Here is a 23048-nt window from a genome sequence, read left to right on the forward strand (position 1 = left end):
GTGATGACGGCCTCCGACGTGGCCGGCCAGGTGGAGAGCGGCATGACGGTCGGGATCGGCGGCTGGGGGTCACGGCGCAAGCCCATGGCGCTGGTGTCGGCCCTGCTCCGCTCCCCCGTACGCGACCTCACGATCGTCTCCTGCGGCGGCCCCGACGTCGGCATGCTCTGCGCGGCGGGGAAGGTGCGCAGGGTGGTGGCCCCGTTCGTCACGCTCGACACCATCCCCCTGGAGCCGCACTTCCGGCGGGCCAGGCAGCGCGGCGAGATCGCGTTCACCGAGTACGACGAGGGCATGTTCATGTTCGGCCTGCTGGCGGCGGCGCACCGGCTGCCGTTCCTGCCGACGCGGGCGGGGCTCGGCTCCGACGTGCTGCGGGTCAACCCGGAGCTGCGGACCGTCCGGTCGCCGTACGGGGACGGGGAGGAGCTGGTCGCGGTGCCCGCGCTGACCATGGACGTGGCCTTCGTCCACCTCAACAGGGCCGACGCGCGGGGCAACGCCCAGTACCTGGGGCCCGATCCGTACTTCGACGACCTCTACGCCAAGGCGGCGGCGCGGTGTTACGTCTCGTGCGAGCGGCTGGTGGACCCGGCCGACCTGCTCAAGGAGGGCCCGGTGCAGTCGTTGCTGATCAGCCGGTCGATGGTGGCGGGGGTGGTGGAGGCGCCGGGTGGTGCGGGGTTCACCTCGTGCGAGCCCGACTACGGGCGCGACGAGGCGGAGCAGCGGGTGTACGCCGAGACGTCTTGGGAGGACTACCGTGAGCGGCTCGGCTGAGACCACGACGACGACCACGACCCCGCCCGTGACGCGTGCTGACGTGTGCGTGGTGGCGTGCGCGGAGGCGTTCAGGGGTGACGGGGAGATCCTGGCGGCCGGGATCGGCGGGCCCGTCACGGTCCTGGCGGCGCGGCTGGCGCGGCTGGCGTTCGAGCCCGACCTGCTCACCAGCGACGGCGTCTGCCTGCTCACCGGCGACGTGCCCGCGCTGGGGGCGGCGCCCGAGGTGGTGGAAGGGTGGCTGCCGTTCCGCGACCACCTGTGGCTGGTGCTGAACGGACGCCGGCACGTCATGCTCGGCGCGAGCCAGATCGACCGGTACGGCAACACGAACATCTCCTGCGTCGGCGACTGGGCGCGGCCCAAGGCGCAGCTCCTGGGGGTGCGCGGGGCGCCGGGCAACACGCGCTGCGACCCGACCAGCTATTGGATCCCCCGGCACGGGCGGCGGGTGTTCGTGCCCGAGGTGGACATGGTGAGCGGCATCGGCACCGACCGGGGCGCGTACGAGCTGCGCCGCGTCGTGACGAACCTCGCCGTCCTCGACTTCTCCGGCCCTGGCGGGACGATGCGGCTGGTGTCGGCGCATCCTGGCGTGAGCGTGGCCGACGTGGTGGCGGCGACGGGGTTCGAGCTGGCCGGGGCCGACGGGGACGTGCCGCGTACGCGGGAGCCGACCGCCGAGGAGCTGCGGGTGCTCGGCCGCCTCGACCCCGACCGGCTGCGCGACCGCGAGGTGCCGGTGTGAGGACCGCGCTGACCTCGCTCGTCGGCTGCCGGTACCCCATCGTGCAGACCGGCATGGGGTACGTCGCGGGCGCCCGGCTCGCCGCCGCCACGTCGCGGGCCGGTGGGCTCGGCGTCATCGGGGCGGCCACCATGTCGGTGCCCGAGATGTCGGCGGCGATCAGGCGGGTGAAGGAGCGTACCGACGCGCCCTTCGGGGTGAACCTGCGCGCCGACGCCGACGACGCGGCCGAACGGGTGGAGGTGCTGGTCAGGGAGGGGGTGCGGGTGGCGTCTTTCGCGCTTTCGCCGCGACCTGAGCTGATCTCCCGGCTCAAGGACGCCGGGGTCGTCGTCATCCCGTCGGTGGGGGCGCGGCGGCACGCCGAGAAGGTGGCGGGGTGGGGGGCGGACGCGGTCATCGTGCAGGGCGGCGAGGGCGGCGGGCACACCGGGCCCCTCGCGACCACGCTGCTGCTGCCCCAGGTGGTGGACGCGGTGGACATCCCGGTCGTCGCGGCCGGCGGGTTCTTCGACGGGCGGGGGCTGGTGGCGGCGCTCGCGTACGGGGCCTGCGGGGTCGCCATGGGCACCCGCTTCCTGCTGACCAGCGACTCGCCGGTACCCGACGAGGTGAAGCGGGTCTACCTGGCGGCCCGGGAAACCGTCGTGACCAGGAACGTGGACGGGGTCCCGCACCGGGTCCTGCACACCCCGTTCGTGGCCTCCCTTGAGCGGTCGCGGCTCGTGCGGGCGGTGGTCAACGCGGCGCGCTTCAAGCGGCTCTCAGGGCTGTCGTGGGGGTCGCTGCTGCGCGAGGGGCGGCGTATGCGGCGCGGGCGGGAACTGACGTGGGCCCAGGTGCTCCAGGCCGCCAACACGCCGGTGCTGCTGCGGGCGGCCATGGTCGAGGGGCGGGCGGACCTGGGGGTGATGGCGTCGGGGCAGGTGGTCTCGGTGCTGGACGACCTGCCGTCGTGCCAGGAGCTGATCGAACGCATCATGGCAGAGGCCAAAACCACCCTCGCCCGTCTCCCGTGACCGAAGCGAAAAAGGACCCACCGCACTTCGGCACAGGTCCCTTTGGGACGAAGGGGGGAGGCGCTGGTCGTCGCAGGATGGGGACTCGCCGCACTTCGCCACAGGTCCCAGGCGCTGGCTGTTGGAGGGTGGGGACTCGCCGCGCAGGAGGAGGGGGCCCTCTGCTCTCCTTTCCTCTCGGGGCCTCTGCTCAGAGGACGGTGATGCCGCGGGCGGCGAGGATGGCGGCGGCCTGCGACTGGGTGATGATGGCGCCGGAGAAGGCGCGGAGTTTGGTGTCGTCCGGTTCGCCGAGGTCGGCGCCTCTCAGGTCGGCCTTCGCGAACTTGGTGCTCAGGAGGCGGGTGCCTCGGAGGCGGCAATCCACCAAGGTTGCCTCGGTGAAGTCGCAGCCTGACAGGTCGGCGTCGTCGAAGCGGACGCCTTCGATGGTCTCGCCGCGCAGTGAGCAGCCGCCGAGGTTGGCGAGGGTCAGGTTGCAGCGGGACAGCGTGAAACCGGTGCCGCGCGAGCCGGTGAGCATCGCGCCGATCATGCGGCAGCCGGCGAACGACGCGTCGGTCAGCAACGCCCCGCCGAACTGCGCGGAGGACAGGTCGACGTCGGTGAAGCGGGCGTCGATGAGGTCGGCGTCGGCGAACCGGATGCGCATGCCGCCCCCGCCGGTGAACACGGCCCCGTCGAGGTCGGCCTTGCGGAGGTCGGCGCCCTCCAGGACGCACGACTCGAAGCGGGCGCCGGCCAGCGGCGCGCCCCACAGGTCGGCCTCGGTGAGGTCGCACTCGCGGAAGACGTGGGCCTCGTCGGAGGAGAGCCGCTCGGCCAGCGCCTGGTGGGAAAGGTCCGCGCCGTCGAAGATCACCGTCAGAGGCTACCAGTCAGCACCTCGGCGGCGGCCTGTCCGCAGACCCTGGCGGACCCGTACGTGGCGATGTGCACGCCGCCCAGGTCGGAGCGTACGGGCAGCCCCATCTCGACCACGACGGCGTCGGGACGGGCCCCGAGCAGGTGCCGCAGCGCCTCGGCCTGCCAGGGGTGCCGGTGCGCGTCCCTGACGACCACGACCAGCGGGCGGTCGGCGGCGAGCACGAGCAGGCGGTCCAGCTCGGCCCCCGTGGCCGAGCCGGCGGCGAGGCGGGTGACGGTGGTGCCGGGCCGCAGGCGGGCGAGCGGCTCGCCGACGCCCCACGGGGTGGCCTTGTCGATGGCCAGGTTCATCTCGGGGGCCAGCTCGACGACGTGCGGCGCAGGTCCGATGGGCAGCACGGGCGCGGTGGAGTGGCGGGTGACGCGGACGGCACGGCGAGCCGCCTCCAAGCCGACCCCGCCGTCGGAATGGCGGGCCGCCTCCAAGCCGACTCCGCCGTCGGAATGGCGGGCCGCCTCAAGGCCCGTCCCGCCGTCGGAGTGGCGGGGGGAATCCAGGCCGGTCCCGCCGTCGGAGTGGCCCCGGCTGCCCGAGGAGGCGGCCCAGCCGGCCAGCTCGCGGACCCTTCGAGCGGCGTCGGCCAGCCGCTCCTCGGGCAGCAGTCCGGTGGTGACGGCGGTCGCGATCGCGTCGCGGACGCCGTCGGCGGTGGCCTCGTCGGCGTGCTCGCCGCCGACGCAGATGGCGTCGGCCCCGGCGGCCAGGGCTCGGGCGGAGGCGCCGCCGATCCCGTACGCCTCCGACACGGCCGCCATCTCGATGCCGTCGGTGATGATCAGCCCGTCGAACCCGAGCTCCTCGCGCAGCAGCCCGGTGAGCACCTTGGGGCTGAGCGTGGCGGGCCGCTCGGCGTCGTACGACGGCACGAGCAGGTGCCCGGTCATGATCACCTTGACGCCCTCGTCGATGGCCTCGCGGAACGGGTGCAGGGCGTCCTGGATCCCGCTCTCGGCGACGACGGGCACGCCGTGGTGGGAGTCGACGGTGGTGTCGCCGTGCCCGGGGAAGTGCTTGGCGGTGGCGGCCACCCCGGCGGACTGCAGGCCGCGGACGAACGCGCGGGTGTGCCGGGCGACCAGGGACGGGTCGGCGCCGAAGGCGCGCAGGCCGATGACGGGGTTGTCGGGGTTGGAGTTGACGTCGGCCGAGGGGGCGAAGTCGATGGTGATGCCGGCCCTGGCCAGGTCGTGGCCGAGGTCGCGGGCCAGGGCTTCGGTGAGCCGTACGTCGTCCACGACGCCGAGCGCGTACCCGCCGGGCCTGCTGCTGCCGGTGGCCACCTCCAGCCTGGTGACCTCGCCCGACTCCTCGTCGGTGCCGATGAGCACCGAGGGGTTCTCCGCGCGCAGCTCGGCGGTGAGCCGGGCGAGCTGGCCGGGGCCGGCGATGTTGCGGGAGAACAGCGCGACGCCGGCGAGCCCGGCGCCGAGCCGGCGGCGCAGCCAGTCGGGCGGGGTGTGGCCGGTGAAGCCGGGGAAGAGGACGGCGTCGGCGAGGCGAAGCAGGTCACCGCTGAGGGACATGCACCGCAATCTAATAGGAAAGTTTCCTATTTGCTAGAGGCATTTTCTGACGTCAACCCGCTCCCGTCGGTGCGGAACTCCGCCACCGTCCGCACGGGCGCGTCCCTGCGGTCCACGAAGTCCACGGCTCGGAAGGCCACCCGCAGCTCCCCTGGGTCCGCGACGCACGACAGGTAGCCGCGGCGGCCGTCGAAGAACTCGAGGTGCGGGTTCGCGGCCAGCACCGCGGGGCCGTCCGTGGCGGGCGGCCTGCTGCTGATCGACGAGCACACGAACTCCGCGCCCACCGTCGCCGAGCCGGGGTCGAGGAAGTCGGCCTTCAGCTCGCCCGCCCAGGCGTTGTGCACGTCGCCGCTGACCACCACCAGGCCAGGGGCGCCCGCCGCCAGGATGCGGGCGCGCTCGGCCGGGTGGCCGTCCCACGCGTCCGTACGCAGGTTGGGCGCCGGCCCCGGCACGAACCGGCGGGCGAAGAACAGCGGCTGCACCAGCACCCGCCACCGCACCGGCGAGCCGCGCAGCCGGTCGAGCAGCCACGCCTCCTGCGCCGCCCCGAGCATGGTGGTGGCGTCCCGGTGCTGGCGGGTGTCGAGCACCATGAAGTCGGCGACCGTCCCGTACGTCCGCCTGCGGTACATCTGCAGCCCGCCGCCCTGCGGCCGCACCCTGATGGGCTGGTTCTCGTAGTACGCCTGATAGGCCACCTCCCGCCGGCGCAGGAACCCCGCGGACCCGTCACCCCGGCCCCGGTAGTTGTCGAGCACCTCGTGGTCGTCCCAGGTGGGGACCCAGGGCGCGGCGGCGTGGGCGGCCCGCAGGTCGGGGTCGGTGCGGTAGCGGGCGTAGCGCAGGCGGTACTCGCGCAGGGTGTCGGCCTCGCCGGGCAGCGGGCCCAGCGCGCGGACGACGGCGGCCGACTGCGGCGACTCGTAGATGTAGTCGCCGACGTGGAAGATCACGTCCGGCCGCTCGGCGGCGAGGTGGCGGTAGGCGGTGTAGTAGCCGTGCTCCCAGCGCTGGCAGCAGGCGACCGCGAAGCGTACGGGACGGGTGGAGCCCGGGTCGTCGGCGGTCCTCGTGCGGCCCACGGGGCTCTGCTCGGCGCCGGCCCTGAACCGGTAGAAGTAGTCGGTGCCGGGCGCCAGCCCGGCCACCCTGACGTGCACGCTGTGCGCCCACGCCGGCAGCGCGTTGACGCGCCCCTGGCGCAGGCCCCTGGTGAAGCGCTCGTCCTCGGCGAGCTGCCAGTCCACCTCGACGGCTCTCGGCGGCATGCCGCCGGGCCGGGCGGGGTCGGTGGCGAGGGGATCGACGGCTAATCGGGTCCAGAGCAGCACGCCGTCGGGCATCGGCTCGCCGGAGGCGACGCCCAGCGTGAACGGGTCGGCCATGTCGTCATCCTGACTCCACGAGGCGTTCGACGACGGTGACGTTCGCCTGTCCCCCGCCCTCGCACATCACCTGCAGGCCGTACCTGCCGCCGGTGCGCTCCAGCTCGTGCAGCAGCTTGACGGCCAGCACCGCGCCGGTCGCGCCGAGGGGGTGCCCGAGCGCGATGGCGCCGCCGTTGGGGTTGACGCGGGCCGGGTCGGCGCCGGTCTCCTTGATCCAGGCCAGGACGACGGACGCGAACGCCTCGTTGATCTCGACGACGTCGAAGTCGCCGATCTCCATGCCGGTGACGCGCAGCGCGTGCGCGGTGGCGGGGATGGGGGCCGACAGCATCATGATCGGGTCGTCGCCGCGGGCCGACAGGTGGTGGACGCGGGCGCGCGGGGTCAGGCCGTGCTCGCGTACGGCTCGGGGCGAGGCGACGAGCAGGGCGGCGGCGCCGTCGGAGATCTGTGAGGCCAGCGCGGCGGTCAGGCGGCCGCCCTCGGTCAGGGGTTCGAGCGCGGCCATCTTGTCCAGGGTGGTGTCCCTGCGCGGGCCCTCGTCGGTGGTGACGCCCTCGTACGGGGCGATCTCGCGGCGGAAGCGACCGGCGTCGACGGCGCCCAGGGCGCGGCGGTGCGAGGCGTACGCGTACCGCTCCATCTCCTCGCGCGACAGCTCCCAGCGCTCGGCGATCATCTCGGCGCCGGCGAACTGGGAGACCTCGCGGGTGCCGTACCGCTCGGCCCAGCCCTTGGAGCCCGAGAACGGCGTCTCGTGCCCGAGCGGCCGGCCCGCGAGCATGGCTGCGGAGATGGGCACCATGGACATGTTCTGCACGCCGCCCGCCACCACCAGGTCCGCGGTGCCGGACAGCACGGCCTGGGCGGCGAAGTGCAGCGCCTGCTGCGAGGAGCCGCACTGCCGGTCCACGGTGACCCCGGGCACCTGCTCCGGCAGGCCGGCCGCCAGCCAGCAGGTACGCGCGACGTCGCCCGCCTGCGGCCCGATCGTGTCCACGCAGCCGAGGATCACGTCGTCCACGGCCGCCGGGTCGGCGCCCGTGCGGGCCATCAGCTCCTTCAGCACGTGGGCCCCGAGGTCGGCGGGGTGGGCCGCGGACAGGCCGCCGTTCCTGCGCCCGACCGGGGTGCGGACGGCGCCGACGATGTACGCCTCGCTCATCTCCGCATCGTAGCAAGCGCTTGGTCTAGCCGGGAACGCCGTATGAGCTGGCACTGTTGTGTGAACAAGCGATTGTCTGAGGGCTCATAATGGTGACGTGACGACGCGAAAGAACTCCGGCACCACCACCGCCCCGGCGAAGCGCCAGCGCGCGACCTCATCGGGGTCCGCGTCAGAGCGCCGTGACCACCTCGTCAAGCTCGCCGCGGAGCTCTTCGCGCGCAAGGGCTTCCAGGCCACGACCGTACGCGAGATCGCCAACGAGGCCGGCATCCTCTCCGGCAGTCTTTACCACCACTTCGACTCCAAGGAGACGATCGTCGACGAGGTGCTGTCCACCTTCCTCGACGACCTGCTCGCCCGCTACCGCGCCGCGCTCGACTCGGGTCCCGACCCGCGCGCGGTGCTGGAGGAGATGGTCCGCATCGGCTTCGGCACGCTGGAGCCCCACCGCTCGGCCATCACCGTGATGCAGAACGACTGGAACTACCTGCGTCAGTTCGAGCGCTTCAACTACCTGGTCAAGGCCGAGGACGAGGTCGAGCAGATCTGGGTCTCGCAGATCAAGGCCGGGCAGGCGGCCGGGCTGCTGCGGGCCGACGTCGACCCCAAGCTGACCTACCGGATGATCCGCGACACGATCTGGGTGGCGGTGCGCTGGTTCCGTCCAGGCGGCAGGCTCAACACGGCCGGGCTGGCCGAGCACTACATCACCGTGCTCTTCGACGGCATCGCCACGGGCGACCGCACCACGCACAAAGGATGAGCCTCGGTAAGGCGGTGCGGCTGGCACTGCAGGACGTGGCCGAGCCCGGCAAGGCCGAGACCATGCGGGCCTACATGAAGTCGGAGATGCCGTTCCTCGGCGTGAAGGCGGTGCCCAGGCGGTCGGTGCTGCGGGTGGTGTTCGGCGAGCACCGGCTGGAGAGCGCGCCCGAGTGGCGGCGCGCGGTGCTGTCGCTGTGGCGGGAGGCCGAATACCGCGAGGAGCGCTACGCCGCCATCGAGCTGTCCGGCCACCACCTCTACCGCGACTACCAGACCCTCTACACGGTCCCCATGTACGAGGAGATGATCGTCACCGGCGCCTGGTGGGACCTGGTCGACGAGCTGGCCACGCACCGCATGGGCCACCTGCTCGCCACCTACCCCGACTCCATGCGCCCGATGATGCTCGAGTGGGCCCACGACGCCGACCTGTGGAAGCGGCGCACGGCCATCCTGTGCCAGAACCGCTTCAAGGAGCGCACCGACACGGCGCTGCTCTACGCGTGCATCGAGCCGAGCCTGTCCGACAACGAGTTCTTCGCCCGTAAGGCGATCGGCTGGGCGTTACGCGAATACGCCAAGGTCAACCCCGCCGAGGTCGTCCGCTATGTCCGGGCGAAGGGCCTGACGGGGCTCAGCAAGCGCGAGGCGCTGAAGAACGTGCCCGCCTCCTAGCGGGTCCACAACGCGTCCTGCACGGCCTGGACGAGGGCCATCAGCTCAGGGGTGACCCGCTCCCTCGACCAGGCCAGCGCGTACGTGATGCGCAGCCCGCCCGCCTCCAGCGGCACGAACCGCACGTCGTCGCGCCGGACCGTGCGCACCAGCAGGTGCGGGATGGGCAGCAGCCCGGCGCCGGCCGCCACCAGGTCGAGCGCGGCGGCGAAGTCGTCGTCGGCCACCAGCCGCGGCCTGCCCGGCAGCCCCTGCCACGGGCGGCTCGCCGGGGTCAGCAGCACCTCGCCGCCCAGGTCGGCGGCGCTCGCCCGTGGCCGCGCGGCCAGCCGGTGCCCGTCGGGCACGGCCAGGTGGTCCACCGTGACGTGGAACCTGGCCGCCGTGACGAACTGCGCGGGCGCCGGCGTCGCCAGGATCGCGGCCGACACCTCGTGATCGGCCAGCGCCTGCGCCGCGGCCGTCCGTCCCGCCGCGCGCAGCTCGACCCCGATGGACGGGGTGCGGCTCGCGAGCCGCCTGGCGATCCTGGCCGCCAGTGCGCCGACGAGCGGTGGATAAGCCAGATGAATGGTCGGCCTGGCCAGCCTGGCCGCCTCGTCGCCGAACGCGCGTACCGACTCGATCACCTGCTCCGCGTACGCGAGCAGCGCCTTGCCCTGGGCGGTGAGCCGCACCTCGCGGGCGCTGCGCTCGAACAGCCTGGTGCCGGTGGCGCGTTCGAGCCGGGTGACGGCCTGGCTCATCGCCGGCTGGGACATCCCCAGGTCGGCCGCCGCGGCCGAGAAGCTCAGCCGCTCGGCCACCCGCGTGAAGCACTGGATCTCCCTGAGCATAAGCAGCACCAATACATGGTGCACGACGTGGCGGATAGTCGGCACGATGCGAGCGACCTGATCGTCCTTGCTGAGGGAGTCGAAACCCATGTCCCCAACCGCCGTCTTCCCCGCCTCCACGGTGCTCGGCTACCCGAGGATCGGGCCGCGCAGGGAGCTGAAGCGGGCGCTGGAGTCGTACTGGGCCGGGCGGTCCACCCGGGCCGAGCTCGACCGGGTGGGCGCCGAGCTGCGCGAGCGCACCTGGCGGCGGCTGGCCGAGCTGGGGCTCGACGGACTGCCGTCCAACACCTTCTCCCTGTACGACCACGTGCTGGACACGGCGGTGCTGCTGGGAGCGGTGCCGAAGCGGTATCGCGACGCGGCGGACCCCTATTTCGCGATGGCCAGGGGCACCGAGGAGCTGGCGCCGCTGCGGATGACCAAGTGGTTCGACACGAACTACCACTACATCGTGCCGGAGATCGGGCCTGAGACGGTGTTCGAGCTGGACGCGGCCAAACCCCTCGGCGAGGTGCGCGAGGCGCGGGCCCTGGGGTACGAGACGCGGCCCGTGGTGGTGGGGCCGGTCACCTTCCTGCTGCTGGGCGGGGCGCTGGACCGGCTCGACGACGTGCTCGGGCCCTACGAGGAGCTGCTGGCGGCGCTCGCCGCCGAAGGGGTCGCCTGGGTGCAGCTCGACGAGCCCGCGCTGGTCGGTGACCGGACGCCTGAGGAGCTCGACGCGGTGCGGCGGGCGTACGAGCGGCTGGGCGCCGTGACGGCGCGGCCCGCGCTGCTGGTGGCCGCGCCCTACGGCGACCTCGGTGAGGCGCTGCCGGTGCTGGCCGGCACGCCCGTGGAGGCCGTCGGGCTCGACCTGGTACGCGGCGGCGTCCCCGCCGTCGATCTGACCAGCAAGACCGTGGTCGCCGGGGTGGTGTCGGGGCGCGACGTGTGGCGGACCTCGCAGGAGCGCGCGCTGGCGGCCCTCGCGGCCGTCCGAGCCTCCCGGGTCACCGTCTCCACCTCGTGCTCCCTGCTGCACGTCCCCTACACGCTGGCCGCCGAGCCCGGCCTGGACCCGGCGCTGAAGGAGCGGCTGGCCTTCGCCGAGGAGAAGGTGGCCGAGGTGGTGGCACTCGCCGCGGCGGACCGCCCGGCCGCCGGGCGCATCCCTGAGGTGTCCGTGCCGCCGGCCGCTCCTGTGGCGCTGGAGGAGCGCGGGCCGTATGCGGTACGCGCCGCCGCGCAGCTCACGTTGCCGCCCCTGCCGACCACCACGATCGGCTCGTTCCCGCAGACCGGCGAGCTGCGCGCGGCCCGCGCGGCGGTGCTGGCCGGGACGCTGCCGCAGGCGGACTACGAGCAGCGGGTCGAGGCCGAGATCGAGCGGGTGATCCGGCTGCAGGAACGGCTCGGGCTCGACGTCCTCGTGCACGGCGAGCCGGAGCGCAACGACATGGTGCAGTACTTCGCCGAGCACCTCGACGGGTTCGCGGTCACCGGGAACGGCTGGGTGCAGTCGTACGGGTCGCGCTGCACCCGGCCGCCGATCCTGCACGGCGACGTCGCCAGGCCCGCCCCGATCACCGTGCGGTGGGCCACCTACGCGCAGTCGCTGACGGACCGGCCGGTCAAGGGCATGCTCACCGGGCCCGTCACGATCGTGGCCTGGTCGTTCGTCCGTGACGACCTGCCGCTGCGCGACGTGGTGTTCCAGGTGGCCGACGCGATCAGGGACGAGGTGCGCGACCTGGAGGCGGCCGGCGTGCGGATCATCCAGGTGGACGAACCGGCCCTGCGCGAGCTGCTGCCGCTGCGCCGCGCCGCCCAGTCCGACTACCTGGAGTGGGCGGTGGCGGCGTACCGGCGGGCCACGTCGGGGGCGAGCGACCACACCCAGATCCACACCCACCTGTGCTACTCCGACGCCGACCAGATCCTCGCCGCCATCGACGGCCTGGACGCCGACGTCACCACCATCGAGTCCGCCCGCTCCGGCGGGCGCATCCTCGGCTCAGTCCCAGGGTTCGGGCGCGGGCTCGGCCCCGGCGTGTACGACATCCACTCGCCCCGCGTCCCCGCCGTGGACGAGGTCGAGGCCCTCCTGCGCCGGACCGTCGAGGCGCTCCCGGTCGAGCGGGTGTGGGTCAACCCGGACTGCGGCCTGAAGACGAGGACGTACGAGGAGGTGGAGGCGTCGCTGACCAACGTGATCACCGCCACCCGCCGCCTCCGCGCGGAGCTCTAGGGGGCGGTGGTGAAGGCGGCGTGGCGGGAGGCGGCTTCCGGCTCGGTGAGCAGCGGGCGGGCGGCGAGCCAGGCCGCCGCCCCCGCGCCGTCCCTGGCCGTCGCGACCCGTTCACCGGCCAGCAGCTCCGTGACCGCGTCACGCACGGGCCCATCGTTGGTCAGCACGCTGCCCGCGAGCACCACGGGCCCGGACACGTGCACCCGCCGCAGCGTGTCCACCAGATGCCCGGCCGCCCGCCCGACGATCCCCTCCGCCACCGGGTCGCCGGCCGCGGCGGCCTTGCTGACCAGTGCCGCCAGGGCGGCCAGCCCCATGTGATCGGTCTGCGCCACCCGCACGACCCGATCGGCGATGGCACGCGGGGTCTCGGGCCGCTCCTGGCCGAGGACGTGGGTGAGGACCAGGTCGGTCAGGATGTCATCCCGGGCCGGGAGGCGGCCGCGGTCGAGGGACGCGACGACCGCCTTGGCGGCCTCGCGGCCGATCCAGAAGCCGGAGCCCTGGTCGCCGAGCAGCCAGCCGAGCCCGTCCGCGATCCGCGCCACCTCGAAACCGGCCACCCGGGTGGCGACCGCGCCCGTGCCCGACAGCAGCAGCGAGCCGTCGGGCTCGGCGGAGCCGGCGGCGTAGGCGATGGTCACGTCCCGGACGTAGACAGGCGGCTGAGGGATGCCGTGAGCGGCCCAGAGCGCGGCCAGCTCGGGCACCATCGCGGCGGTGTGCCCCGCGACACCCGCCAGTGAGGCGGCGACGCGGCTCCCGTCGAGGGAGTCCAGCGCCTCCTTCAGCGCGGCGCCGATCGCCGCGACGGCCTTGGCGAGCCCGTGGGCGGTGGGGTTGCCGGCGGCGGCCCGCGCGTACCCCACCCTCCGGCCGTCGAGCGCGTGCACGGACACCCGCGTGGAGGTGGCGCCGGCATCGACACCGACCACTAGCGATTCAGTCACGGAACGAGTCTGGGGGTTGACGCGACCGGTAAGCAAGAATAATTTTCGCCAGAAGACCGGGTATTCGGAAGGAATATTCGTGACTTCAGGAGCGCTCGGGCGCGTCGAAACAGAACTACCCGGCTTGCCGGAGGCTCTACGCAGGGTCGGCGAGGTGATCCTCGGCGATCCGGCCGAGGCCGCGCGCTCGACCATCATCGCGCTGGCCGAACGCGCCGGCAGCTCGCCCGCGACCGTGACCAGGTTCTGCCGGGCCTTCGGGTTCTCCGGCTACGCCGAGCTGCGGGTCGCGCTGGCCACCGAGACCGGCCGCGCCGCGCAGGCCGGCTGGGGCGCGGGCGTCGGCCACGAGATCGGCCCCGACGACCCGCTCGACGCGGCCATCGAGGTGATGGCCGCCGCCGACACCCGGCTCATCCAGGACACCGCGGCCCAGCTCGACCTCGACGTGGTGGGCCGGGTGGCCGCCGCGATCGTGGCCGCGCCGCGCGTGCTCCTGGTCGGCGTCTCCACCAGCGGGAACGTCGCCACCATGCTCGAAGGGCGGCTGCGCCGCATCGGCATCCCGGTCTGGAGCGCGGGCGACGCCCACGTGGCGCTGTCGGAGGCGGCGCTGATGAAGGCGGGCGACGTGGCCATCGGGATCAGCCACCGCGGGCGTACCAGGGAGGTCATGGAGGCGCTCGCCGAGGCGGGCGGCCACGGCGCGCTGACCGTCGCCGTCACCTCCTTCGCCCGCTCCCCCCTCGCAGAGCTGGCCGACCTGGTGCTGACCACCGCGAGCAGGGAGACCACGTTCAGGCTGGGCGGGCTCGCGGCCGTGCACTCGCAGCTCTTCGTGCTGGACGCGGTGTACGTGGCGGTCGCGCAGCTCACGTACGAGCGGACGAACGAGGCGTTCGAACGCACGATCAGGGCCGTCGAGGGCCACCGGGTGGAGAGAGGCTGAATGACGCTCCCCGCGCGAGGCCGCCCGCGGCGGCGTCCTGGCCCACCCTCAGGCGATCACCCAAGCCTCGTCCACCGGACGGGGCTCCACCACAGCGGACCATGAAAGGTCAGGAACAGCCACCATGCCTCACACCCCCCGTATCAGCAGGCGCGAACTCCTCCGCGGCGCGGCGCTCGTGCCCGTGGCGGGCGCGCTGGCCGCCTGCGCCACCCCGGCCGCCCAGCCGGCGCAGTCCAGCTCGGCCGCCCCCGCGGCGACCAGCGCGGCGAACCCGTTCGGCGTGGCCAACGACAAGCCGCTGGAGGTGTGGATCTTCGACGGCGGCTTCGGCCAGGAGTACGCCACGAACATCCATCAGCCGCTGTTCAAGTCGAAGTATCCGAGCGTGGAGATCAAGCACAACTCCACCAAGGAGATCACCAAGATCCTGCAGCCGCGCTTCGCCGGCGGCAACCCGCCCGAGGTCATCGACAACTCGGGCGCGAACTTCATGGACTTCGGCGCGCTCTCCCAGGACGGCCAGCTCCAGGACCTGACCCCGCTGCTCGACGCGCCGAGCTGGGATGACCCGAACGTCAAGGTCCGCGACACCATCGACCAGTCGGTCATCGACATCGGCATGTACGACGGCAAGTTCAGCGTGCTGGGCTACGTCAACTACATCCACGGCATCTGGTACTCGCAGAAGGTCTTCAGGGAGAACGAGTGGGAGGTGCCGAAGACCTGGGACGCGTTCCTCGCGCTGTGCGAGACCATCAAGAAGTCCGGCAAGATGGCGCCCTTCACCTACGCCGGCAAGTTCCCCCAATACCTGTACGAGCCGCTGCTCACCATGGCCGCCAAGATCGGCGGCAACGAGGTGCTGGTGAACATCGACAACCTGGAGGACGGCGCCTGGACGACGGAGGCCATGAAGACCGCCGCCGCGGCCTGGGCCGAGGTGGGCGCAAAATACCTCATGCAGGGCACGACCGGCCTCGACCACGTACAGACGCAGACCGCCCAGAACAAGTACAAGGTGGCCATGCTGCCGTCCGGCTCGTGGCTGGAGAACGAGCAGAAGACCACCACGCCGGACGACTTCGAGTACGGCATGTTCCCCATCCCCGACGTCACCGGCTCCGACAAGCTGCCGTACGGCACCCTGCACACCCAGCCGGGCGAGAACTTCATCGTCTCCTCGCGCAGCGCGCACCCGCAGGCGGGCCTGGAGTACCTGCGGGCCATGCTGTCGAAGAAGGCCGCCGGTGACTTCAGCGCGCTCGTCCGCACAATGACCGTGGTCAAGGGCGCCACCGAGGGCCGCGACATCTCCCCCGGCGTCACCAGCGCCTCGAAGGCGGTCGCGGACGCCGGCGACAACACCGTCTACTACCGCTGGTTCAACTGGTACGGCCCGCTCAAGGACGAGGCCATCGCCGCCACCGGCGAGCTGATGTCCGGCAACCTCACCGCCGACAAGTACCTCGAGCGCATCCAGAAGAAGGCCGACGAGATCAAGAACGACTCCTCGATCAAGAAGTACAAGCGCTGATGACCTTCAACAGGTATCGCCGCGGGCTGTTCATCACCTCGTTCCTGGCAGCCCCGGTGATTCTCTACCTGGTGTACGTGATCGCCCCGTACGTCCAGGCGTTCTACATCGCGATGACGGACTGGCGCGGCGTGACGGCCACGCCGCGCTTCATCGGCCTGGAGAACTTCCAGCGGCTGTTCGCCGACACCGCGTTCTGGAAGGCGGTCACCCACAACGCGGCCCTGCTCGTGCTGCTGCCGCTGATCACGATCGTGATCGCGCTGTTCTTCGCGTTCCTGCTGAACGTGGGCGGCCGGCAGGGCACGTCGGGCATCCGCGGCTCGAAGTTCTACCGGGTGGTCTTCTTCTTCCCGCAGGTGCTGGCCGTGGCCGTGGTCGCGGTGCTGTTCCAGCAGGTGTTCCGGCCCGACGGCAGCGGCATGCTGAACGGGCCGCTGATGGCGCTCGGGCTCGAACCCGTCGGGTTCCTGTCCGACCCTGACGTGGCGTTCTGGTCGGTGCTGAGCGTCATGGTGTGGCAGGCGGTCGGCTTCTACGTCGTGCTGTTCTCCGCCGGCCTCGCCGGCATCCCGAAGGACATGTTCGAGGCGGCGCAGATCGACGGGGCGAGCCGGATCAGCCTGTTCTTCCGCATCACGCTGCCGCTGCTGTGGGACACCGTGCAGGTCGCCTGGGTCTATCTCGGCATCCTCGCCCTCGACGTGTTCGCCATCGTCTGGGTGATGACCCTGCAGCACGGCGGCCCCGACCGCTCGACGACGGTCATGGCCGCCGAGATCTACCGCAACGCCTTCGAGTACTTCCGCTTCGGCTATGCCTCGGCTCTGGGCGTGGTGATGTTCTTCTTCACGGTCGGCTTCGCGATCTTGTCGCTGCGCCTGTCCCGGCGCGAACGAATCGAGTACTAGGTGACGACGATGACCTCGTGGACCGCGGCCAACTCGCGCAAGCTCGCGCGCGCCGAGCGCAGGAACCGGCTGGGGCCGCTCGGGATGCTGACGCACCTGGCCCTGCTGATCTGGACGCTGCTCGTGATGGTCCCGATCGTGTGGACGTTCCTCGCCTCGGTCAAGAGCGAGGACGAGATCTTCGGCGACGCCTGGTCGCTGCCCGCCTCGCTGCGCTGGGACAACTTCGCGCGGGCCTGGGAGCAGGCGCACATCGGGCAGTACATGCTCAACAGCGTCATCGTCGTGTCGTTCAGTACGTTCGGGACGATGCTCATCGGGTCGATGGCGGCGTACGTGCTGGCCCGGTATCCCTTCCGCGGGAACCGGGCCATCTACCTGCTGTTCGTCTCGGGGCTGGCGTTCCCCGTCTATCTGGCGCTGACGCCGCTGTTCTTCGTCGTGCAGAACATGGGCAACCTCCCCCTGATCGGGCCGTTCATCGGCCTGAACACGCACGCGGGGGTGGTGCTGGTCTACATCGCGTACTCGATGCCCTTCACGGTCTTCTTCCTGTCGGCGTTCTTCAGGACGCTGCCGACCGCCGTGGGCGAGGCCGCGATGGTGGACGGGGCCTCGCACACCCGGGTCTTCTTCCAGATCATGCTGCCGATGGCCCGGCCAGGGATCATCAGCATCACGATCTTCAACATCCTGGGCCAGTGGAACCAGTACCAGCTCCCGCTCATCCTGCTGCAGGAGCGCGACAAGTGGGTCCTGACCATGGGCATCGCCGACATCTCCACGGCTGCCGGCTACGACCAGGACTGGTCCGCCCTCTTCGCCGCCCTGACTCTGGCCATCCTCCCGATGCTGATCGTCTACACGGCCTTCCAGCGCCAGATCCAGTCCGGCCTCACTTCAGGAGCACTGAAGTAAGCGGATGTTCCCCCGCGGGTGCGAGCTCGCGCGGCCAGGCGGACGGGTCGGCCACGCGGACGCCGCGCGGGGGAGTCTCGACCGCCCAGCCCTGGCGTACCAGGAGGGCGACGGCCTGGCGGGCGGTGACCCGGGCGACGCCGTAATGTCGCGACAGCGTGCCGGCGTCGGGGACCGCGCGGCCCGGCCGCAGCTCGCCGCGGGTGATGCGGGCCGCGACCGCCGCCGCGATCGGCACGTACAGCGCCCTGCTCGGCTTCACCCTGGGCACCCCCGCAGGACCGACGAACGTGCCCTCGCCGCGTACGGTGTGGGCCAGGCCGCGCCTGCGCAGCTCGCGGGCCGCGTTGCGGGCGGTCGTGCGCCCGATGCCGAACTCCTCCTCCAGCGCCGCCTCGCTCGGCAGCGCGTCGCCGACCCCGAACTCCCCGCCCGCGATCCGCTCGCGCAGCACCTCGGCCACCTGGACGTAGAGGGGGACGGGACCTTCACGGTCGAGCATGCTCGTATCGTAGACGTCTGCCTACGGCCGGACAGGCATGATCAGTCCTTCGGCCACTTCTCCTCGGGTGACACATAGCTGCCCCGCTGCGGCACGGTGTAGATCCAGCCCTGCTCGCGCAACAGCGCCATCGCCCTGCGGACGGTCTCGCGCGCCACGTCGTGCTCCTTCACGAGCGCCGTCTCGCCGGGGATGGGCCGCCTTGGGCGGTATTTCCCCGCTTTGATGTCGCCCGCTATCTCCGTGGCGATCTGCTGGTAGAGCGGCACTTTGCGCTTCTTGCGCGGCCCGCCCGCCGGCGGTCCGACGAAGGCGCCCTCCCCTTGGACGGTGTAGATGAGCCCTTCCTCACGCAGTACGTGGATCGCGCGCCGGGCCGTCGTCCTGGCGACGCCGAACTCGTACTGGATGTCCGCCTCGCTCGGCACCGGGTCGCCCGCCGACAGATTCGCCAGACGCCCTCTGAGGATGTTGGCGATCTGGATGTAGACGTGCGTGTCGCCTTCGTAGTCGAGCACGTAGGCAACATAGGCCAACGCGGGCAAGAGTGCCCATATCACTCTGTCTATCTAGACAGATTTTCCTGTGCAACCAGACAAGAGCAGACGACCAGAGCTATGGTTCATGCATGACGATCTGCCCCATCCCAGATGACGACAGGTGTCTGTCGACGCACCTCCCGCCCGCCAACCCCGACTACAAGAAGCTGGCGTGGACCCCCATCCGGCCGATGGGCCACTCCATCCGCGTACGCGACTTCACCTGCCCGTACCAGTCGATCAGCTACGAGCTGTGCGACTACGGCGGCGAGAGCTTCATCCGCAGGACCCGTAGGCACGGCGACGCCTGCTTCGTCGACGAGGCCGCCCGTGGCCGCCGCGCCATCACCACGGCGATCTGGGAGCAGCTACGCTCCGGCGACGCCAGGTGACGGCGCTCCCCCGATGAAGGCCTGGCTGTATTGACCCGCAGCATCGTCCACACGAGCGATCGGTGGGTGACCGCCGAGTGCGGTGGGGCATCGATGGCGATCGTAGGAGGGCAGGAAGTCTTGCGGAGCGGAGGTGGGTTCGTCGTCAGGGCAAGCCTGGGCGATGCGGGCGCCGACCCCTCTGACGGTACGTCCGCCGTGCGGTTCGAGGTTGAGCTGACCCTTGAGGGTGTCGTTGACGGACTCGATGAGCTGGCGGATCGGCTTGAGCAGTTCTTCGCCGGGGCGAGGGGTGCGGTTGCGGTAGGACGGGCTCAGCAAGCGGGCCTCGGAGTGGCTACCGAGCAGGCCCTGGGCGACGGCCAGGGTGAGCAGTTCGGCGTCGGTCAGCTGCGGCTTGCGTCCCGGTCGTGGCTGATGTCCGAGCCAGTCGTCTAGCCTTTGACGGCGCCCGCTGTCATGCCGGTGCCGACGTTGCGTTGCAAGAACAGGAAGAGCAGCAGGGCAGGCAAGGCGAACAGGCTGGCGGCGGCCATGGTGGCGCCCCAGTCGGTGCCGAAGACGTCCCTGAAGGACGAGAGCCACACCGGCAGGGTGCGCTTGTCCTGGGCCTTGATGATCAGCACGTTCACGAACGCGAACTCGTTCCACGCGGTGATGAAGCCGAACAGGGAGGTCGCCATCAGGCCGGGTGCCAGCAGGGGGAAGACCACGCGGCGGAAGGCCGTCATGCGGCCGCACCCGTCCACCTGGGCGGCCTCCTCCAGCTCCGGCGGGATCGCGGCGAGGAAGCCGCGCAGCGTCACGATCGTGAAGGGGAGGGTGAACATGAAGTAGACGCCGGTCAGCATGGCGAGCGAGTCGAGCAGGTCGGTGTCGCGGGCGATGACGAACACCGGCACCAGCAGCGCCTCCCACGGCGCCATCTGCGCGGCGAAGACCGCCACCACGAACGGGCCGCGCCCGCGCCAGCGCATCCGCGCCACCGCGAAGGCCGCGAGCAGCGCCACCACGAGCGCGATCAGCACCGCGCCCACGGTCACCAGGAGGCTGTTGCGCCAGTACGTCCAGAACCCCGGCGCGTTGACCGCCGTGACGAAGTGGTCGAGCGTCGGGTTCGCGGGCCAGAAGGTGGGGCTGGCCGACTGGATGTCGCGGGTGGGCTTGAAGGCCGTCAGGAACATCCAGTAGACGGGGAAGATCGTGGTCAGGAGCACGGCGACGGCCGTGGTGTTGAGCAGGACTCTTCTCATGAGCGGACCATCCGGCGCAGGTTGCTGATCAGGGCGGCGGCGAGCACGAGCACCAGCAGGATGGCCACCGCGGAGCCGAGGTCGTAGCGGTGCAGCACGCGGGCGACCTTGAACGCGTAGACGGGCAGGGTGGTCGTGGCGTCGCCGGGGCCGCCCTGGCTGAGCACCCAGATCTGCGGGAAGCACTTGGCCACCCAGATGATCTCCAGTGAGGTGATGAGGGCGAACAGCGACCTGAGCATGGGGAAGGTGACGTGGCGGAACACCTGCCGGCCGGTGCCGCCGTCGATCCTGGCCGACTCGAACAGCTCACTGGGGATCGTGGTGAGGCCGGCGTACAAGGTGAGCGCGGCGAACGGCACCGACTGCCACACCACGAGCGCCACGAGCACGGCGAACGTGGCGGTGCCGTTCGCGAACCAGGTGTAGCCGGCGAACGAGTCGAAGCCGAGCGTGACCAGCAGCCAGTTGACGATGCCCAGCTCCGACTGGAACAACCACTGGAACACCGTGGTCGCCGCGATGATCGGCATGGCCCAGGCGAGGGCGAGCGCGCTCATCAGGGCGAGGCGCAGGCCGCGGCGCAGGTGCTGGAGCATGAGCGCGACGCCGGTGGCCAGGCCCACGATGAGCACGACGTTGATCACCGTCCACACCAGCGTGCGCAGCAGCACCTGCCAGAACTGCTCGCCGCCGAGCAGCTCGGCGTAGTTGTCCAGGCCGGCGAACGCGGCCCCGCCTCTGATCAGCTCCCCCATGCGGAAGTGCTGCAGGGAGATCAGCAGCGCTTTGAGCAGCGGGTAGAGCAGGAGGAAGGCCCCGCCCGCCACCGTGGGCGCGATGAGCAGGTAGGGCCAGTACGAGCGGCTCCTCGACCACATTCAGGATCCGCTGTTCAGGGTCGTGGTGATGGACTCGGAGACCTTCTTCGCCTCGGCCGCCGGGTCGCCGCCGGTGAGCACGGCGGTCATGTACTGCTTGATCACGGAGGTGGCCTCGACGGCGGCCCAGTTGGGGGTGTTGGGGGTGGCGCGGCCGCTGGCGGCCCCCTTGGCCATGGCCGCGGTGCCCTCGTCGCCGTCGAGCACGCCGGCCAGCGAGGTACGGTTCGGCACGAAGCTCATGGTCTTGGCCAGCTCGGTCTGGAACTGCTCCCCCGCCAGCGCCTTGACCACCTCGTACGCCTGCTCCTGATGCTGGGAGGCGGCCGGGATGACGAGGTCGGAGCCGCCGGTGAAGACGGTGCCCGGCTTGTCGGCCGTCTTGCCGGGGATGGTGAAGAAGCCGATCTTGTCCTTGAGCCCGGCGTCCACCTCCAGTACGCGGGCGGCGATGCCGGGCACGGCGATGATCTGGGCGACCTTGCCCTGCGCGAAAACCTCGTGCTGCGGCGGGTTGGCCTCGTCGGCGTCCTTGGGGCCCTTGCCGAGCGCCTGGAGCCGCTTGTAGAAGTCCATGGCGGCGAGCGCCTGCGGGGTGTCGAGCGCGCCCTTCCACCGGCCGCCCTCCTGGACGGCGAGGTCGCCGCCCTCGTCCCAGACGAAGCCGGCGAGGGCGTACCAGGTCTGACCGGTCAGATAAATGCCCTGATTTCCGTCTTTGTTGAGCTTTGAGGTGATGTCCAGCCACTCGTCGCGGGTGGCAGGCGGCTCCTTGATGCCGGCCTTCTCGAACAGCTCCTTGTTGTAGACGACCACGCGGTTGGCGGCGTACCACGGGATGCCGTACTGCTTGCCGTCCACGTTGCCCGGCTGCGCCAGGCCCGGCAGCCAGTCCTCGCCCTTGAGGTCGGCCACCTTCGCGGTCAGGTCGGTCACGCCGCCGCTCGCGCTGTACTGGGCGACCTGGGTGTTGCCGACCTCGATCACGTCGGGGGCGTCGGTGCTGGCCAGGGCCGCGGTGACGCGCTCGCCGATGCCGTCCCACTGCTGGATCTGGATGTCGAGGTCCACGTCCTGGTGCGCGGTCTCGTACTCGGTCTCGAACTTCTTCAGCAGCTCCTGCGTGACGCTGCCGTCCATGATCCAGACGGTCAGCTTGGCGGGGGCGTCCGGCGTGGCCGCCTGCGGCTCCTGGGCCGTGCCGCACGCCCCGAGCGCGAACACGGCCGCGAGGGCCAGGATGCGGTTCTTCATCGAAGACCTCCGAGGAAACCCCCGCCTTCCGGCGAGGGAGGAATCGGACTCTTGCGAAGCAGGACAGGGGCCTGCGTTTCGCCGTCAGGCGAAACGCAGTTTCGAACAAATACACGATTCCTAGCCGCACCCGCGTCTAGGCGCTGGAAGGCCGCCGCGTCTCCTACGCGGAGCTCTCGGCGCAGCTGACGGAATGGAACCGCAGCGGCGAGTTCGACTTCCTGTCCGAGGTGTCGTCGGTAACCCTTCAGCAGGCGCTTCGCCACCTTCAGGCGGCCTTCGCCAACTTCTTCGCCAAGCGGGCCGGGTATCCGGCGTTCACGTCCCGCGAGAGGTCGCGGGCCTCGGCCGAGTACACCCGGAAGGTGGCGCGGATCCACGCCCGCATCGCCGACCGCAGGAGGGGCTTCCTGCACAAGGTCACCACTCGGCTCGTCCGTGAGAACCAAACGGTCGTGATCGAGGACCTGAACGTTCGCAACATGGTCCGCAACCATTCGCTGGCGCGCGCCATCTCGGATGCGGCCTGGCGCCAGATGCGGTCGATGCTGGAGTGCAAGGCCGCCTGGTACGGGCGCACCCTGGTGGCGGTGGACCGCTGGTTCCCCTCCTCCAAGCTGTGCTCGTCCTGCGGCGCCTTGCGGGAGGAGATGCCGCTGACCATCCGCGTGTGGGAGTGCGCCTGCGGCGCGGTCCACGACCGGGACGTCAACGCGGCCAAGAAGGTGCTCGCCGCCGGGCTGGCGGAGAGCTGAAACGCCTGTGGAGCCGGGGTAAGACCTCAACGAGAGTCCTCTCGGGCGGGCAATCGGCGGTGAAGCAGGAAGGCCCACGGGCGACCGTGGGACTCCCCCTTCTCAAGGGAGGGGGAGGATGTCAAGACGTTCCTT

The 23048-nt window shown here is 71.3% G+C and carries 22 protein-coding genes and 2 pseudogenes; 12 read left to right on the top strand and 12 right to left on the bottom strand.

The features are described from left to right. Positions 1–3 precede the first annotated feature (3 nt). The 3 genes from ACFFR3_RS21365 to ACFFR3_RS21375 are packed head-to-tail and all read left to right on the top strand — an operon-like array spanning position 4 to position 2550. Entirely contained in the window at positions 4–780 is a 777-nt protein-coding gene (locus tag ACFFR3_RS21365; protein ID WP_379483747.1) for a CoA transferase subunit A, read from the top strand. Beyond that, on the top strand, positions 764–1531 hold the full coding sequence (locus ACFFR3_RS21370; protein WP_379483699.1) for a CoA-transferase subunit beta: 768 nt from the start codon (positions 764–766) through the stop codon (positions 1529–1531). Before ACFFR3_RS21365 ends, ACFFR3_RS21370 begins: the two co-directional genes overlap by 17 nt. Continuing rightward, the gene (locus tag ACFFR3_RS21375) at positions 1528–2550 is read left to right on the top strand and encodes an NAD(P)H-dependent flavin oxidoreductase (RefSeq protein ID WP_379483700.1); all 1023 of its coding nucleotides are present in this window, start codon (positions 1528–1530) and stop codon (positions 2548–2550) included. The genes ACFFR3_RS21370 and ACFFR3_RS21375 overlap by 4 nt, the downstream gene beginning before the upstream one ends. Positions 2551–2740: 190 nt before the next feature. Here ACFFR3_RS21375 and ACFFR3_RS21380 read toward each other — a convergent pair whose 3' ends face one another. The 4 genes from ACFFR3_RS21380 to ACFFR3_RS21395 are packed head-to-tail and all read right to left on the bottom strand — an operon-like array spanning position 2741 to position 7560. Continuing rightward, positions 2741–3412 (bottom strand): pentapeptide repeat-containing protein, encoded by a 672-nt coding sequence (locus tag ACFFR3_RS21380; protein ID WP_345398513.1) that lies wholly within the window; start codon positions 3410–3412, stop codon positions 2741–2743. A gap of 2 nt (positions 3413–3414) precedes the next feature. Beyond that, positions 3415–5001, bottom strand: coding sequence for a glycoside hydrolase family 3 protein (locus ACFFR3_RS21385; RefSeq protein ID WP_379483701.1), 1587 nt, complete (start codon positions 4999–5001; stop codon positions 3415–3417). A gap of 26 nt (positions 5002–5027) precedes the next feature. Further along, positions 5028–6392 carry an alkaline phosphatase D family protein gene (locus ACFFR3_RS21390; RefSeq protein WP_379483702.1) on the bottom strand — a complete coding sequence of 455 codons (1365 nt, stop codon included), beginning with the start codon at positions 6390–6392 and terminating at the stop codon, positions 5028–5030. Between the two features lie 4 nt (positions 6393–6396). Further along, positions 6397–7560 carry an acetyl-CoA C-acetyltransferase gene (locus tag ACFFR3_RS21395; RefSeq protein WP_379483703.1) on the bottom strand — a complete coding sequence of 388 codons (1164 nt, stop codon included), beginning with the start codon at positions 7558–7560 and terminating at the stop codon, positions 6397–6399. Positions 7561–7657: 97 nt separating this feature from the next. On the opposite strand from ACFFR3_RS21395, the gene ACFFR3_RS21400 reads away from it, so the two are divergent. Together ACFFR3_RS21400 and ACFFR3_RS21405 are read left to right on the top strand one after the other, a co-directional pair. Next, a complete protein-coding gene (locus ACFFR3_RS21400; RefSeq protein ID WP_345398504.1) occupies positions 7658–8326 on the top strand; it encodes a TetR/AcrR family transcriptional regulator in 669 nt (222 codons plus the stop codon). Continuing rightward, positions 8323–9003, top strand: coding sequence for a DNA alkylation repair protein (locus ACFFR3_RS21405; RefSeq protein ID WP_345398501.1), 681 nt, complete (start codon positions 8323–8325; stop codon positions 9001–9003). Before ACFFR3_RS21400 ends, ACFFR3_RS21405 begins: the two co-directional genes overlap by 4 nt. Here the strand turns inward: ACFFR3_RS21405 and ACFFR3_RS21410 are convergent. Then, the gene (locus ACFFR3_RS21410) at positions 9000–9839 is read right to left on the bottom strand and encodes a LysR family transcriptional regulator (protein ID WP_379483748.1); all 840 of its coding nucleotides are present in this window, start codon (positions 9837–9839) and stop codon (positions 9000–9002) included. The genes ACFFR3_RS21405 and ACFFR3_RS21410 overlap by 4 nt on opposite strands. A gap of 88 nt (positions 9840–9927) precedes the next feature. On the opposite strand from ACFFR3_RS21410, the gene metE reads away from it, so the two are divergent. Beyond that, entirely contained in the window at positions 9928–12072 is a 2145-nt protein-coding gene (gene metE, locus ACFFR3_RS21415) for a 5-methyltetrahydropteroyltriglutamate--homocysteine S-methyltransferase (protein ID WP_345398495.1), read from the top strand. On the opposite strand, the gene ACFFR3_RS21420 is transcribed toward metE, so the two are convergent. Continuing rightward, positions 12069–13022 (bottom strand): N-acetylglucosamine kinase, encoded by a 954-nt coding sequence (locus ACFFR3_RS21420; protein ID WP_364380521.1) that lies wholly within the window; start codon positions 13020–13022, stop codon positions 12069–12071. The two genes, metE and ACFFR3_RS21420, sit on opposite strands and share 4 nt — an antisense overlap. A gap of 79 nt (positions 13023–13101) precedes the next feature. On the opposite strand from ACFFR3_RS21420, the gene ACFFR3_RS21425 reads away from it, so the two are divergent. The 4 genes from ACFFR3_RS21425 to ACFFR3_RS21440 all read left to right on the top strand — a co-directional run bounded on the left by ACFFR3_RS21425 (position 13102) and on the right by ACFFR3_RS21440 (position 17337). Beyond that, positions 13102–13971 carry a MurR/RpiR family transcriptional regulator gene (locus ACFFR3_RS21425; protein ID WP_364380518.1) on the top strand — a complete coding sequence of 290 codons (870 nt, stop codon included), beginning with the start codon at positions 13102–13104 and terminating at the stop codon, positions 13969–13971. A 124-nt stretch (positions 13972–14095) separates the two neighbouring features. Further along, positions 14096–15508, top strand: coding sequence for an N-acetylglucosamine/diacetylchitobiose ABC transporter substrate-binding protein (ngcE, locus tag ACFFR3_RS21430; protein ID WP_364380515.1), 1413 nt, complete (start codon positions 14096–14098; stop codon positions 15506–15508). Beyond that, entirely contained in the window at positions 15508–16419 is a 912-nt protein-coding gene (locus ACFFR3_RS21435; protein WP_345398483.1) for a carbohydrate ABC transporter permease, read from the top strand. Before ngcE ends, ACFFR3_RS21435 begins: the two co-directional genes overlap by 1 nt. Positions 16420–16428: 9 nt before the next feature. Next, positions 16429–17337, top strand: a complete 909-nt coding sequence (locus tag ACFFR3_RS21440; protein WP_345398480.1) for a carbohydrate ABC transporter permease — start codon at positions 16429–16431, stop codon at positions 17335–17337. Here ACFFR3_RS21440 and ACFFR3_RS21445 read toward each other — a convergent pair. After that, on the bottom strand, positions 17315–17839 hold the full coding sequence (locus ACFFR3_RS21445; protein WP_379483704.1) for a GntR family transcriptional regulator: 525 nt from the start codon (positions 17837–17839) through the stop codon (positions 17315–17317). The two genes, ACFFR3_RS21440 and ACFFR3_RS21445, sit on opposite strands and share 23 nt — an antisense overlap. Before the next feature lie 41 nt (positions 17840–17880). Then, positions 17881–18357 (bottom strand): GntR family transcriptional regulator, encoded by a 477-nt coding sequence (locus ACFFR3_RS21450; protein WP_345398471.1) that lies wholly within the window; start codon positions 18355–18357, stop codon positions 17881–17883. Positions 18358–18467: 110 nt separating this feature from the next. On the opposite strand from ACFFR3_RS21450, the gene ACFFR3_RS21455 reads away from it, so the two are divergent. Next, on the top strand, positions 18468–18770 hold the full coding sequence (locus ACFFR3_RS21455; RefSeq protein WP_364380505.1) for a hypothetical protein: 303 nt from the start codon (positions 18468–18470) through the stop codon (positions 18768–18770). Positions 18771–18929: 159 nt separating this feature from the next. Here ACFFR3_RS21455 and ACFFR3_RS21460 read toward each other — a convergent pair. From ACFFR3_RS21460 to ACFFR3_RS21475, 4 genes and pseudogenes are all read right to left on the bottom strand, one after another. Further along, positions 18930–19097 (bottom strand): annotated as a pseudogene (locus tag ACFFR3_RS21460) (IS982 family transposase); the annotation flags it as partial. Between the two features lie 107 nt (positions 19098–19204). Next, positions 19205–20023, bottom strand: coding sequence for a carbohydrate ABC transporter permease (locus ACFFR3_RS21465; protein ID WP_345398465.1), 819 nt, complete (start codon positions 20021–20023; stop codon positions 19205–19207). After that, on the bottom strand, positions 20020–20904 hold the full coding sequence (locus tag ACFFR3_RS21470; RefSeq protein WP_364380502.1) for a carbohydrate ABC transporter permease: 885 nt from the start codon (positions 20902–20904) through the stop codon (positions 20020–20022). Before ACFFR3_RS21470 ends, ACFFR3_RS21465 begins: the two co-directional genes overlap by 4 nt. Next, positions 20905–22158, bottom strand: coding sequence for an extracellular solute-binding protein (locus ACFFR3_RS21475; protein ID WP_364380499.1), 1254 nt, complete (start codon positions 22156–22158; stop codon positions 20905–20907). Positions 22159–22304: 146 nt separating this feature from the next. On the opposite strand from ACFFR3_RS21475, the pseudogene ACFFR3_RS21480 reads away from it, so the two are divergent. Continuing rightward, positions 22305–22999 (top strand): annotated as a pseudogene (locus ACFFR3_RS21480) (RNA-guided endonuclease InsQ/TnpB family protein); the annotation flags it as partial. Between the last annotated feature and the right edge of the window lie 49 nt (positions 23000–23048).

The sequence above is a fragment of the Nonomuraea salmonea genome (assembly GCF_042428605.1).
Taxonomy (GTDB): Bacteria; Actinomycetota; Actinomycetes; order Streptosporangiales; family Streptosporangiaceae; genus Nonomuraea; species Nonomuraea salmonea.